Origin of the sequence: Nocardiopsis tropica, from assembly GCF_042660575.1 — a bacterium.
Taxonomy (GTDB): Bacteria; Actinomycetota; Actinomycetes; order Streptosporangiales; family Streptosporangiaceae; genus Nocardiopsis; species Nocardiopsis tropica.
This window is the reverse complement of sequence record NZ_JBHSUF010000014.1, coordinates 97,135-110,562: the sequence shown is the minus strand read 5'-3', so window position 1 is coordinate 110,562 and position 13,428 is coordinate 97,135. Positions and strand designations below refer to the sequence as shown.

At 73.6% G+C, this 13,428-nt stretch carries 10 protein-coding genes; 7 read left to right on the top strand and 3 right to left on the bottom strand.

Annotated elements, in window-relative coordinates:
* Positions 1 to 346: 346 nt before the first annotated feature.
* Positions 347 to 991: a TetR/AcrR family transcriptional regulator gene (locus ACFQBR_RS22580; protein ID WP_352985742.1), complete on the bottom strand. Its 645-nt coding sequence runs from the start codon at positions 989 to 991 to the stop codon at positions 347 to 349.
* Between the two features lie 39 nt (positions 992 to 1,030).
* Between ACFQBR_RS22580 and ACFQBR_RS22575 the strand changes: the two genes are divergently transcribed.
* From ACFQBR_RS22575 to ACFQBR_RS22545, 7 genes are all read left to right on the top strand, one after another.
* Positions 1,031 to 1,873, top strand: coding sequence for an ABC transporter ATP-binding protein (locus tag ACFQBR_RS22575; RefSeq protein WP_344177671.1), 843 nt, complete (start codon positions 1,031 to 1,033; stop codon positions 1,871 to 1,873).
* The gene (locus tag ACFQBR_RS22570) at positions 1,863 to 2,618 is read left to right on the top strand and encodes an ABC transporter permease (protein WP_344177669.1); all 756 of its coding nucleotides are present in this window, start codon (positions 1,863 to 1,865) and stop codon (positions 2,616 to 2,618) included. The genes ACFQBR_RS22575 and ACFQBR_RS22570 overlap by 11 nt, the downstream gene beginning before the upstream one ends.
* Before the next feature lie 333 nt (positions 2,619 to 2,951).
* On the top strand, positions 2,952 to 3,869 hold the full coding sequence (locus tag ACFQBR_RS22565; RefSeq protein WP_344177667.1) for a helix-turn-helix domain-containing protein: 918 nt from the start codon (positions 2,952 to 2,954) through the stop codon (positions 3,867 to 3,869).
* A gap of 200 nt (positions 3,870 to 4,069) precedes the next feature.
* Positions 4,070 to 4,948 (top strand): ABC transporter ATP-binding protein, encoded by an 879-nt coding sequence (locus ACFQBR_RS22560; RefSeq protein ID WP_344177665.1) that lies wholly within the window; start codon positions 4,070 to 4,072, stop codon positions 4,946 to 4,948.
* Entirely contained in the window at positions 4,945 to 6,000 is a 1,056-nt protein-coding gene (locus tag ACFQBR_RS22555; RefSeq protein WP_344177663.1) for an iron-siderophore ABC transporter substrate-binding protein, read from the top strand. The genes ACFQBR_RS22560 and ACFQBR_RS22555 overlap by 4 nt, the downstream gene beginning before the upstream one ends.
* Positions 5,997 to 8,099, top strand: coding sequence for an iron ABC transporter permease (locus ACFQBR_RS22550; RefSeq protein ID WP_344177660.1), 2,103 nt, complete (start codon positions 5,997 to 5,999; stop codon positions 8,097 to 8,099). The genes ACFQBR_RS22555 and ACFQBR_RS22550 overlap by 4 nt, the downstream gene beginning before the upstream one ends.
* 34 nt (positions 8,100 to 8,133) lie before the next feature.
* Complete coding sequence (locus ACFQBR_RS22545; RefSeq protein WP_344177658.1) at positions 8,134 to 9,225, top strand: peptidase C39 family protein; 1,092 nt, start codon at positions 8,134 to 8,136, stop codon at positions 9,223 to 9,225.
* Positions 9,226 to 9,261: 36 nt separating this feature from the next.
* Here the strand turns inward: ACFQBR_RS22545 and ACFQBR_RS22540 are convergent, their stop codons facing one another.
* Both ACFQBR_RS22540 and ACFQBR_RS22535 read right to left on the bottom strand, forming a co-directional pair.
* The gene (locus tag ACFQBR_RS22540; protein WP_344177656.1) at positions 9,262 to 11,061 is read right to left on the bottom strand and encodes an ABC transporter ATP-binding protein; all 1,800 of its coding nucleotides are present in this window, start codon (positions 11,059 to 11,061) and stop codon (positions 9,262 to 9,264) included.
* Entirely contained in the window at positions 11,051 to 12,904 is a 1,854-nt protein-coding gene (locus ACFQBR_RS22535) for an ABC transporter ATP-binding protein (RefSeq protein ID WP_378554336.1), read from the bottom strand. Before ACFQBR_RS22535 ends, ACFQBR_RS22540 begins: the two co-directional genes overlap by 11 nt.
* Positions 12,905 to 13,428: the final 524 nt, after the last annotated feature.

Genomic DNA, 13,428 nt, shown 5'->3' with positions numbered 1-13,428 from the left:
AAGGCCCGTGGCTGCGCGCGGAGGCCGCCGGGAACGACGCCCGGTCTCACTGCCGGCGCAAGAGGTGCTGCACGGGGCCGGCGGGGAGCCGAGAACGGTCCCGCCGGGTCGCCGACGGGCACGGGCGGGAGGGGACGAGGGGAAGACCCCGGGGCCCGTGTCCGCCGGCGCGACGACGACTGTCCACATTACCGCAGGCCCCGGTGCCGGCCCGTGTGAGGGCGGACACGGTCGGACGGGTGTCCGCCGACTCTCCTCCACCGGGAGGAGCCGGCCCGCCGGCTTCGGCGCAGCCGGGCCGACAGCGCGCGGCCCCGGCCGCCCGTCCCGGCGGTCGCCCGGCGCCTCACGCGGGCCCTGTGCCCTCCGCCTCCACCATCGCCACCAGTCTCGCCAGTCCCTCCTCGAACTCCGCGTCCCAGTCGACCGGCAGGTCCAGCACCTCTCCCAGGCGGTGGTGCGCCGGCAGCTCCCGGGGGTCCAGGCGCTCACGCCGCTCCCGGGTCCCGAGGTTCCCCTCCCCGAAGCGTCCGCTCACCTCCGAGACGGCGAAGCCCAGCACGAACGTGCTGAACATCCGCTCCCAGCCCGCCACCCGCCCGTGGGGGATCCCCGCGTCCATGAGGGCGCCGTACAGGGGATCCACCACGCGCATCGCCTCCGGCAGCACCACGGGCCTGTTCAGGAGCACCGAGAACGTTCGCGGGTACCGGTGCGCCGCGGCTCTGGCCCCACGGGCGCACGCGAGCAGCCGCTCGCGCCAGTCCGCCTCCGGATCGGGCAGGGGCACCTCTTGCAGGACTCGGCCGACCAGCCAGTCCAACAGCTCGTCCTTGCTCGCGAAGTAGCCGTACAGGGCCATCGGCGTCAAGCCGACCTCGGCCCCGATCGCACGCATCGACAGGGCTGCGAGACCTCCGTTCTCGGCGATGCGCAGAGCGGCGGAGAGGATCTCTTCCCGTCTTTCTTGATTTATCTTTCCCATGGCCATACTTTACACCATAGACAATGTTTCTATACAGTGAACAGAATGGGTGGTCGTGGCATGTTGGAGGCATTAGGGCTGGTGAAGGGGTACGGGCCGGTCAACGCTCTGGACGATTTCACCCTGGTCGCCCGGCCTGGTGAGATCGTCGGGCTCGTCGGGCACAACGGGGCCGGCAAGACCACCTTCGCCAACATCGTCTCCGGGCTTCTGCGCCCCGACGGCGGGCGGGTCCTTGTCGACGGCAAGGCCCCCGGCGCCGCACGCCGCCTCCTCGGGCTCGCACCCCAGCACCTCGCGCTGTACCCGACGGTCACCCCCCGTGAGACCCTGCGGCTGTTCGGGGGACTGCAGGGGTTGCGCCGGCGCGAGCTCGGCCGGGCCGTCACCGAGATCGCCGAGGCCCTCCGGATCACCGGCTTCCTCGACCGCAGGGTCGGGGTCCTCTCCGGCGGCCAGCAGCGCCGGGTCCAGGCCGCCGCCGCCATGGTCCACAGGCCCGCGCTCCTCCTCCTGGACGAACCCACCGCGGGTGTGGATCCCGAGACCCGCCAGTCCCTGTTGGAGGTCGTACGCGACCGCGCCCGGACCGGGGCGACGGTCGTCTACACCACCCACTACCTTCCCGAGCTCACCGACCTGGGGGCCAGCATCGCCGTCGCCCGCCACGGGCGGGTCATCGCCAGGGGCGAGGCCGGTGAGCTGCTCCACGGACTCCCCGGAGAGGTCCGCCTCACCTTCGACGACGAGGAGATGCGCGTCCCCACGACCGATCCCGCCGCCACCCTGGCCACGATGCTGGTCGAGGCCACCAAGCCCGTGCGTTCGGTGGACCTGCGCCGGCCCACCCTCGACGACCTCTACCGGGCGGTGGCCCGTGCGCACTGACCTTCCCCGCCGCCTGGCCCTGCTGGTCGGCCACAACACCACACTCCGGTTGCGCGACCCAGGCCACCTGATCAGCTACCTGGTCATGCCGATGGTGCTCATGCTCGTCTTCAGCCCGCTCTACAGGGCCGCGCTTCCCCGGGGCGGCGAGGCCCAGGCGGTCATCGGCATGCTGGTGATGTTCTCCGTGCTCTCCCTGTCCGTCGTGGGCACCGCCTTGCTGACCGAACGCACATGGCGCACCTGGAACCGGATGCGGGTCACCCCGGTCTCGGTCGTGGAGATGCTCATCGGCAAGGCGCTGCCCGTCTTCGTGCTGCTGGTCGTGCAGCAGACGGTCCTCATCGTCTTCGGGGCCCAGGTCGTGGACATGCCCGTCACCGGCTCCTTCGCGCTGATCCTGTCGGCGGTCTGCGTGTGGTCCTTCGCCCTGCTGGCCATCGGCGTGGCCCTGGCCGGCGTGGTGCGCAGCCACGGCGAACTCGCGGCCGTCTGCGACGTCGGTGCGCTGACGGTGAGCGCGCTGGGCGGAGCGCTGACCCCGATCACGATGATGCCCGCCTGGGCGCAGACCGTCGCGCCCGCCTCCCCCGGCTACTGGGCGGTGACCATGCTCAAGGCGGCGGTCGCGGGGGAGCCCGACGCCGTCGCGCGGGCGGCGCTCGTCCTCGTCGCGGTCGGAGTGGTGGCGGGCGTGCTGGCCTGCATCCGCATCAGCCGGGGTCTGAAGGAACTCCAGGGATAGGGGACAGGGCCTCGCGCCGGCGCCGGGACGCGCCCGCCGTGGCCGCGGGAAGCCCGTGGGGCTCGCGTGCCGCCTCCGCGAGCCCCGCGGGACGACCGCCCGCCGCTGCGCCACTCCGAACGCCGCACCCGGCGCCGCCTGCGACAATAGGGACATGCCGTCCATCTCTCCGTTCCCGGGGCGCACCGCCCGTGCCCACCGGGATCGGTCGCGCCGCCGCGCCCGCCACGGCGCTCTCCGGGCGACCCCGCCGCAGACGCGCCCCGCGACCGAGGCCCCTCCGCGCCGTGCCGCCCGGCGGGTGCCTCCGGCGGACCGCCGGGCGTGCCGCCCGTGAGCGCGACCGGGGCGGACCCGTCCGGACGCCGTCCCCCCTCCGGGCCGCCCCCGCCCCCCGGCGAGGGCGCGGGCCTGGGGGCCTGGCGGCGTGAGCCGAGCACCCTGGTGAAGCAGGCCGCCCCGCTCCCGGGAGGCGCCGACGCGCCCTTCGTCATCATCGCGGAGTCGCACGTCCCGGGCGCCCCCACGGAGTGGGAGCCGCACGCCCACCCCGCGCACGAGCTCGTGTGGGTGCGCTGCGGGGCCATGACCGCCCGCGTCGGCGACCGCGTCTTCACCGTCTCCGAGGGGTGCGGGCTGTGGGTGCCCACGGGGGAGGTGCACGCCGGCCGGCTGACGGCCAGGGCCGAACTCCACACCGCCTTCTTCGCCCCGGACCGCACACCGGTCGCCTTCGAGGGGCCGACGGCCATCGCGATGACCCCGGTCCTGGAGTCGCTGCTCCTGCACCTGGCCCGCACCGACATCGACGCCGGGGCGCGGGCACGGGCCGAGGCGGTCGTGTTCGACGTGCTGGAGCCCTCGCGCCCCCAGCTCGCCCTGCAGCTGCCGGGCGACCCCCGGGCCGACGTGATCGCCGAGGCCCTGCTGCGCGACCCCGCCGACGACCGCTCCCTGGAGGAGTGGGCGCGCGACCTGGGGGTCAGCCCCCGCACGATCAGCCGCGCCTTCCGCACCGCCACCGGGCTGTCGTTCGCGCAGTGGCGACAGTCACTGCGCATCCACCGGGCGCTCACGCTGCTCAGCGAGGGGTGCGAGGTGCAGGACGCCTCCGAGCGCCTCGGATACGCCCAGACCAGCACGTTCATCGACGCTTTCCGGCGCGTGATGGGCACCACCCCGGGGACGTACTTCGGCACGCCCCGCGCAACCGCTGACCGGAATTCCGTATCCGGAGTCCGGAAGTCCTGATTGCAGGCGCGGAGCAGCCGTACCTATCCTGAGTGAGTGAAGGCTAACCTAATCTCCTCCTCGGGCGGGCTCGCGTGCGCACGGCCGAACCCGCTGCTCACGGGGCCCGCGCACACCGCCCCCGGCGTCGCCCGTGCCCTGCCGCGGCCCTCCTCCACCGCGGCCGCCGGGACCCCGGCGCGCGCGACGCGCACAGCGCCGTGACGCGCGCACACGCCCTGAGCGGGGAACAGCTGGTCCTGAGCTACGGCAGGTCCACGGTCGTCCACGGAGCCTCCCTCACCCTGGAGCCCGGCCGCGTGACCGCCCTGGTCGGACCCAACGGCAGCGGCAAGTCGACGCTCCTGCGCTCGCTCGCCCGACTCCACCGCATCGACGACGGCCACGTCACCCTCGGCGGCCGCGACGGGCAGCCCGAGCGCCCGGTGTCCCTGCTCAGCGCACGCCGCTTCGCCAGGGAGGTCACCCTCTTCTCCCAGTCCCGCCCCACCCCCGAGGGGCTGGCGGTCAGCGAGGTCGTCGCCTTCGGACGCCACCCCTACCGGCGCGGCTTCGCCGGCCTCTCCGCCGAGGACCGCCGCGCGATCGACCACGCCATGAGCGCCACCGGCGTGCGGGACATGGCCGACCGGGCCGCCGGAGAGCTCTCCGGCGGGGAGATGCAGCGCGTCTGGCTCGCCGCCTGCCTGGCCCAGAACACCGGCGTCGTCCTGCTCGACGAGCCCACCAACCATCTCGACCTGCGCTACCAGATCGAGACCCTCGACCTGATCCGCGACCTCGCCGAGGACCACGGCGTCGCCGTCGGCGTCGTCCTGCACGACCTCGACCACGCGGCCCGCATCGCCGACACGCTGCTCCTGCTGAGCGCCGGCCGCGTCCGCGCCGCGGGCGACCCGGCCGAGGTCCTCACCACCCCGAACCTCAGCGAGGTCTACGGCATCCGGGTCGAGGTCGTCCAGGACCCCCGGACCGGCCGGCTCCGCATCGACCCGGTGGGCCGGCACACGGCCCGCGCCCGCACCACCGCCTCGGACCACCCGAGCACACAGGAACAGAGCAGAGAGAACCACCGATGACCCGTCTCCGCCACCTCGCGGCCGCGGCCTCCGCCGCCGCCGTCCTCGCCGCGACAGCATGCGGCACCACCAGCGTCGAGGAGGCCGAACCCGAGGCCGTCGCCGCACCCGCCTCCGAGAGCTGCGCCGACGACACCACGGCCACCTCCACCGACCCGGTCTCCCTCACCGACGGCGTCGGCCGGCAGGTCGAGCTCGACAAGCCCGCCGAACGCATCGCCGTCCTGGAATGGCAGCAGGTCGAGGACGCCCTCACCCTGTGCGTCACCCCCGTGGCCGTCTCCGACACCGAGGGCTACAGCACCTGGGTGAGCGCCGAGGAACTGCCCGAGGGCGTCACCGACATCGGCAGCCGCGAGGAACCCGACCTCGACACCCTCTACGCGCAGAACCCCGACCTGGTCGTCGTGGAGGCCTTCAGCGCCGACGACGAGATCATCGCCCAGCTCGAGGAGCGCGGCGTGCCCGTCCTCGCCACCCTGGGCGCCGACCCGGCCGACCCCATCGGGAACATGCGCGACGTCTTCGGGATGATCGGCGAGGCCACCGGCCGCTCCGAGCGCGCCGAGCAGGAGCTCCAGAGGTTCGACGACCACCTCGCCGACGCCAAGGAGCAGGTGGCCGCCCTCGACCTGCCCACCACGGACTTCCTCTACTTCGACGGGTGGCTCCAGGGCGGCAACCTCACCATCCGCCCCTACGGCGAGGGCGCGCTGTTCACCGCGCTCGGCGAAGAGCTCGGCATGACGCCCGTCTGGACGGACGAGATCAACGAGGCCTACGGCGACGGCGGCGTCAACCCCTCCTACGGCCTCGCGCAGACCGATGTCGAGGGCCTCACCGCCGTGGGCGAGGCCAACCTCTTCTACGCCAACGACGAAGGCGTCGGCGGCTACGTCGAGGAGCTGGAGAAGAACCCCATCTGGACCTCCCTCCCCGCCGTCGAGGAGGAACGCGCGCACGCCTTCCCCCCGCGGATCTGGGGCGCCGGCGGCCCGCGTTCGACGGAGCAGGCGATCGACGGCTTCGTCGACGCGCTCACCCAGGGATGAGCGGAACACTCCAGGCCCCGCCCCGGCGGTCCCCGCTGCCGCGCATCGGCATGCGCGGCAGCACCGCCGGGGCGGCGGTCGCCGCGACCCTCACCGCCGCGATCCTCGCCGTGGGCCTGTGGCACCTCACCCAGGGCACCTCCGGCGTGGGCTGGTGGGACCTGGCGCGCTACGCGCTCGGCGAGCGCGAGGACGTCGACGGGGTGCCGGTCGGCGACGTGCTCACCGGCTCGCGCCTCCCGCGCCTGTTCGCCGGCGTGGCCGTGGGCTTCGCCCTCGGCGTCGCCGGAGCACTGCTGCAGTCGATCACGCGCAACGCGCTCGCCTCACCCGACACCCTCGCCGTCACGGCCGGTTCCTACTTCGCGCTCACCGCCGTCGCCGCCTTCGGTATCGCCGTCCCGCTGTGGGCCTCCGGCCTGGTCGCCTTCACCGGCGGCCTGCTCGCCGCCGCCCTCGTCCTGGGAATCGCCGGCCACGCCGCCGGAACGGCCACGACGCGGCTCATCCTGGCCGGCTCGGCCATGGCGATGGCCCTGGACGCGGCCACCGCCATGATGCTCATCCTGTTCAAGGAGAACACCACCGGCCTCTACGCCTGGGGGAACGGCTCCCTCGTCCAGCTCAACATCGACGCGTCCCTGCGCGCCATGCCGGTCATCGTCGCGGTGCTGGCCGTCGCGCTGCTGCTGAGCCGGCGGCTGGACGTGCTCGGCCTGGGCGACGACACCGCCGCGTCGCTCGGCGTGCCCCTGCGCTCGACCCGGACCATCGCCGTGCTCTGCGCCGTGCTCCTCACCGGAGTGTCCGTCACACTGGCCGGGCCGATCGCCTTCATCGGCCTGGCCGCCCCCGTGCTCGCGCGCCTGATCGCCGGACGGATCCCCTCCCTGCGCCGCCACCTCCTCCTCGTCACCGTCTCCGGACTCCTCGGCGCACTCCTGGTCCTGTTCGCCGACGCCTCCCTGCGCGCCGTGCTCGGCGCCGAGGGCGCCGCCTCCATCCCCACGGGCGTGCCCACGGCCGTGCTCGGCGGCCTCCTCATCGTCGTCCTCGCCCTGCGCCTGCGCGACGCGGGCCCCGTCCGCCGACCGCCCGGCGCCAGGGCCGGGACGCGCACCCGCCGACGCTTCCTCGGCGTCCTCCTCACCGCGGCGGTCCTGCTCGTCGCGGCCGTCCTCGTCGGCGTGCTCGCCGGCAGCCTGTGGCTGCGCACCGGCGACATCGCCCTCTGGCTCCAGGGAACCGCCCCCGACCTCATCGGCCGCGCCCTCGACGAACGGGTCCCCCGCGTGGCCGCCGCCGTCCTCGCCGGCGCGGCGCTCGCCCTGGCGGGCAGCCTCGTCCAGAGCACCGTGCGCAACCCCCTCGCGGAACCTGGCCTGCTCGGCATCACCGCCGGGGCCGGCCTGGGCGCGGTCATCGTCGTGACCTCCGCCGCGGGCAGCGGCCTGCCCTCCCTCGTCACCATGGCGATCCTCACCGGCCTGGCCACCTTCGCCGTGATCGCCGCCCTGGCCTGGAGGGGCGCACTGCGCCCAGACCGTTTCGTCCTCATCGGCATCGGGCTCGGCTACAGCCTCAGCGCCCTCACCACCTTCCTCCTCCTGCGCGCCGACCCCTGGCAGACCCCGCGCATCTTCACGTGGCTCTCCGGGACGACCTACGGGCGCACCTTCCCCGACGTCGTACCGGTCGCCGTGGTGCTCCTCGTCGCGGCGCCGCTGGTCATCGGCCTGGCCCGCCACCTCGACCTGATCGCCGTCGACGAGGACACCCCCCGCATCCTCGGCATGCGGGTGGGGCGGACGCGGCTGGCGCTGCTCAGCGTCGCCGCGCTCCTCGCGGCCGTCAGCGTGGTCGCGGTCGGGGTCGTCGGCTTCGTCGGGCTGGTGGCGCCCCACCTGGCCCGCGCACTGGTCGGCGCCCGGCACGGGCGCAGCATCCCCGTCGCGATCGTGCTCGGAGGACTGCTGGTCTGCGTCGCCGACACCCTCGGCCGGACGCTCATCGCCCCCTCCCAGATGCCGGCCGGGCTCATGATCGCCCTGGTCGGAGCCCCCTACCTCATCTGGCTGCTGCGCCGCTCCCACATCTGAGCCCCCGCAGCCCGCACCCCACGAGGAGACCCCGATGCCATCCAGCCGCCCCGACGCGTCCGCCCGCGGCGCCGTCCTCCCGTTCGACCCCGCGGCCCGGCCCGCGCAGCTGGAGCGGATCGCGCCCGGCACGGTCCTGGAGCGCTGGGAAGCGGTCGACCGCTCGAACCACGCGCCCCGGATCGTGGCCGTTCCCGACGCCGCAGGAGAGGGCTGGGCCGGCGCCGCGCTGGTGACCGCGCGCCCGCAGACCGCCTACACCAAGATCGTCGACGCCGTCGGCGACGTCCCCGCCGCCGTGGAGGCGGTCCTCGCCCACGCCCGCGACCAAGGGCTCGTGCAGGTCAAGTGGGAGGGGTGGACGGCCCACGCCGCGGACGCCGCCGCACTCGGCTTCACCCCGATGGAGGCCCCGCGCGGGACGGCGGACGGCGCCGCCCGCCCGCCCGCGGGCTACGTGCGCTGGCTGGACGGGGGCGGTGACGGGACGGCGGAGCCTCCGTACCACCGCCAGTCCACGAACTTCACCTGCGGCGCCGTCGTCGCCCTGGTCGCCCAGGTCCAGGCGGGGGCGGTGCCCCGCGACTCCCTCGACCGCACGGCGGAGCTCACGCTGTGGCGCGGCGCCACCAACTTCCCCGCCTGCGAACCCGTCGGCCTGGGCGTGGCCGTGCACCGGACCTGGCCGGCCTCGCCCGTCACCGTCTTCCTCGACACGGACCGGCCCGTCCTCCTCGACTCCTACACCGGGGCCGAACAGGAGTGGCGCGCCCTCCTCCAGCAGGCGTCGCGGACGGACGCGGCCCGGGCCGGGGTCCCGATCGACCCGCACCGCCTCACCCTGTCCGAGCTCCGCGGCGCGGTCGGCCGGGGCGACCGCGTCCTGCTCCTGCTCTCCCTGGCCGCGATGCTGGGCTTCGACGTGCCGCACTGGGTCCTCTGCCACGGCGCCGTACCCGGCGCCGTCGTGATCGAGGACCCGTGGACCAACGACACCACCGGCGACACCTGGGTCGACGCCCACCTGCTGCCCGTGCCCGACGCCTCGCTCGACGCGATGGCGGCGGTGGAGCGGGGTGGCCACCGCGGCGCCGTGGTCATCGGAGCGCCGGAGGCAGCGGGGTAGCACCGCCGGTGAGGGGGCTACTCGGTCTCGGCGGGATCACCCCTCGACGCGGTAGGCGCGGTCCTGGATCCCGTACAGCTCGGCGTAGCGTCCGCCGAGCTCCATGAGCTCGGCATGGGTGCCCTGCTCGATCACCCGCGCCCCGTCCATGACGACGACGAGGTCGGCCGTGCGCACGGTGGAGAAGCGGTGCGAGACCAGGAGCGTGACGCGGCCCCGGTCCTTGAGGGCTCGGGCGCGTTCCGCGTACCGCTCGAACAGCAGGTGCTCGGTCTCGGCGTCCAGGGCGGAGGCGGGCTCGTCCAGGAGCAGGAGCAGAGGTTGGTCGCGCATGTAGCCGCGGGCGAGCGCGACCTTCTGCCACTGCCCCTCGGACAGCTCGGCCCCACCGGCCCAGGCACTGCCGAGCTGGGTGTCCAGCCCCCGGTCGAGCCGGTCGACCAGGGCGCCGGCGTCGGCGCGCACGACGGCCCGGTCCACGGCCCCGCCCTCCCCGGCCCCGGCCAGGTCACCCACCCCGATGGACAGACGCAGCGGGTACTCGAAGCGGGCGAAGTCCTGGAAGGCTCCCGAGAGCCGTTCACGCCACGCGTCGGCAGGCATGTCGGCCAGGGGGACCCCGTCGATCAGGATCCTCCCGGAGTCGGGCTCGTACATCTTCGCCAGGAGCTTGACCAGCGTGGACTTGCCCGCTCCGTTCTCGCCGACGACCGCAACCACGGATCCTGCCGGCAGGTGGAGCGTGACGTCCTCCAGAACCCGCCGGTCCGTCCCGGGGTAGGTGAACGAGACCGCGTCCAGGGCGATGCCGGACCTCATCCGTTCCGGCGGAGGGGCCGGGCTCCGTTCGGCCGCCATGGAGGCCAGCTCCTCCAGCCACAGCAGTCGGCGTCCTCCCTCCAGCCAGATCGTGCGGAGAAAGTGGACCTGGCTGAGCGTCTGGCCGAGGTACTGGGCCAGACGGCCGCCGGCGGTGAGGAGGAGGACGACCTCGGCCGCCGAGCCGCCGTTCAGCGCCACCCCGGCGACGGAGCCCGTGAACGCGCAGCCGAAGACCGTGAGCGCCGCCGTCTGCCACAGCGTGGTCGTCCAGCGGGCCCGGGCCATGGCGCGGTGCCGTGCGGCCCAAGCCTCGTGGCGCCCTCGACGGACCCGTTCCCCCGCGCGGGCGACACGCAGCTCACGCCCGGGGGAGGCGTTCGTGCCCAGCAGGAAGAAGTGCCGCGCCAGGCGCTCGTGGTGTCCGAGCCTCTCCTCCAGCGCGTGCTCCGCCCCTCCCCGCCAGTGGGAGACCGCGGCGGTGGGCACCGCGAAGAGTCCCAGCAGCCCCAGCAGGGGATGGACGGTCATCAGCAGGGCCATGGTCAGGATCAGGCGCAGGACGGCGCCGACCACCTGGAACAACTCCTGGTAGACCTTGCTCAACGTGTCCGCGTGGTCGCGGACGAGCTGGACGCGGTCGACGTAGGAGGGGCGTTCGTGGTGCTCCAGGGAGGGGAGGCCGCTCTGGAGCCGGACCACGTGCGCTTCCATGAACACACCCGTGCGGTCGGCGAAGCGGCGGTTGGCCCGCTCGCTCAGCAGGCGCAGCAGCCAGCTCATGACCGCCAGCGCGCCCAGGAGCACGGCGGCGAAGATCACGCCGACCTGCTCCCCGGACAGCACCGTGTCCGCGAGCAGGGCCAGGGCGGCGGCGATCAGGACGTCGGGGAGGGCGGCGGCGATCGTCGTGGCGAACGCGACGGCGATGAGTCCGGGGGAGGCGGTCCAGCCCAGGCGCAGCGTGCGGCCCAGGCCCCGCCAGGACGAGGGCAGGGGGTGGTCCTCAGCCGGCACTGTCGGCTCCGTCCTGGTCGTCGTCGAACCGTGCGGCCTGGAGCTGGAAGAGCCGCTTGTAGGCGCCCCCGAGGGCCATGAGTTCGTCGTGGCTCCCGAGCTCCACGACCCTGCCCCGGTCCACGACGCAGATCCGGTCGGCGCGGCGGACCGTGGAGAAGCGGTGGGAGATGAGCACGGTCGTGCACCCCCGGGTGGCCTCCAGGACACGGTCGAAGACCTCGGCCTCGCCGCGTACGTCCAACTGGGCCGTGGGCTCGTCGAGGACGACCACTCCGGCTCCCGTGCTCACGGAGCACAGCACCCGGGCGAGGGCGACGCGCTGCCACTGCCCTCCGGAGAGGTCGGTGCCGTTCTCGTATCCGGGGGAGAGGACCCGGTCGAGGTCGCGCAGATCCGCGGCGCCGGCGGCGGCCAGGGCTTCGAGAACCTCCTCGGGCGTGGCGCCCGGTGCGGCCACGTTGTCCGCGAGCGAGAGCTCGTAGCGGATGAAGTCCTGGAAGACCGCGCTGATCCGGCGGCGCCACGACTCCAGGTCCAGGTCCCGGAGATCGGTGCCGTCGACCTCGATCGTTCCCGAGACCGGGTCGTAGAGGCGGCACAGGAGCTTGACCAGGGTCGACTTCCCGGCGCCGTTCACCCCGACCACGGCCAGCGAGCTCCCGGCCGGGACGGTGAGGTCCAGGCCGTCGAGGACCGGCGCGGACATGCCCGGATAGGCGAAGGTCACGTCCCGGAACCTGATCTCCGCCGCCGGCATCCCCTCTGCGGGGGCCCTGCCGGAGACCACGCTGCGGGCTTCGGCGCTCGACGACATCGTCCTCTCCACGCGCAGCACCGACGCGACCCCGTCGGCGGCCAGGGACAGGGCCCAGTTCAACCCGCCGAAGGCCAGTGCGCCGGCCCCCACCGCCGCGTAGGCGAAGGTGCTCACCTGGCCCAGGTCGACGGCTCCCGAGGCGGCGTCCCGTCCCAGGGACCAGAAGAACAGTCCTCCCGACACCGTCAGGACCACCACGGCCCAGCGCATGGGCCTCTGCCGCAGCCGGGTGGTGTGCCACCGCAGCTCGACCAGGGTCCGGCGTTCCGCGGCGAAGCGGTCCGTCAGCCAGCTCGCGAGGCCGAACAGTCGGATCTCCTTGGCGGCGGGGGAGTCCACCGCCAGCCGGTAGGAGTACTCGGCGCGGCGCTGGGCGTCCAGGACCTCCCCCGCGTGGCGGTCCCACCGGGTGCTCTCGCGGAGCAGCCAGTGGGTGGAGAGCCAGGCGCCTCCCACCAGGAGCGGCGCCCACCACGCGTAGGCGGCCAGGACCACCGCCTGCGCCAGGCCGGAGACCGCCTCCACCAGGCCGCCGGCGATGAAGCCCATCGACAGGTGCAGGGGCGGACCGGTCATGCCGAGGTCGAAGTCCCGGGCAGCGGCCAGCTCGTCCATGTGCGCACGGTTCTCCAGGTGCGCGACCCCTTCGGGGGCGCCCGCGGCGACGAGCAGCCGATCGTGCAGACGGTCGGAGACGTGCTCTCCCAGGAGGGAGCCGACCTGGGTGTGCAGGGGTGTCAGGAGCTGCATCAGGACGAAGACGGTGCCGATCAGGACCAGCGGAGGGACCAACGGGGCGCTGTCGGCGATGGCGCCGACGAGTGCTCCGACCGCCACGACGAAGCCGGCGGGAAGAACGCCCTGAAGAAGGATCAGCGCCCACCACAGGGCGGTCAACCCGGGGTGCGACTTCCACAGGGTGCCGAAGAAGACCCATTCCCTCCGCGCTTTGAGCAGGGCCGGCGGGTTGATCCTTCCGGGGCGCACCACTTCTTCGGTGTCAGGGGAGGGCACCCTGTGCACCAGCCTTTCTCTCGGTGGATCGTGATTCACGGGGAGATCGCTCGGTGCGACTGCCGGGTAGTGGAATGAAGGCATCAAGGAGTGCCCAGCTGCAATGGCTCGGCGATGTGGAACCTACCTTCGCCCTGACCGGGAGGTCAAATCCATTCTGCGGGAAAGGCTGATTCGGGAGTGCTTCCACCAGGCCTTTGATCAAATCTGAATTTTCCGCGGCACCGTTGTGGCCGTCCGTTCATCGGTGGGTTTTTCTCACGTCTTCGGGCCGGGGCGTCTCAGGAGGAACAGGGCGGCAGCTGCGGTGATCTCCGGAGGCGCCAGGGGACAGGCCGGATGCGGTGGGGGCCGGGTGGCCTCGGGCGATATTGTTGTGGTCGGAATGACGAAGCAGTCCGACGGCGAGTGCGCGCACGCCCCGACCACCTGATCCGGACAGGTACGCGCGGCCGACCACGACGCCACGCTCGGGGACGAGCCCGGTACGGCCGGTGCCGGGGAAAAACGGAGTTCGACCGGAATGCGGACGG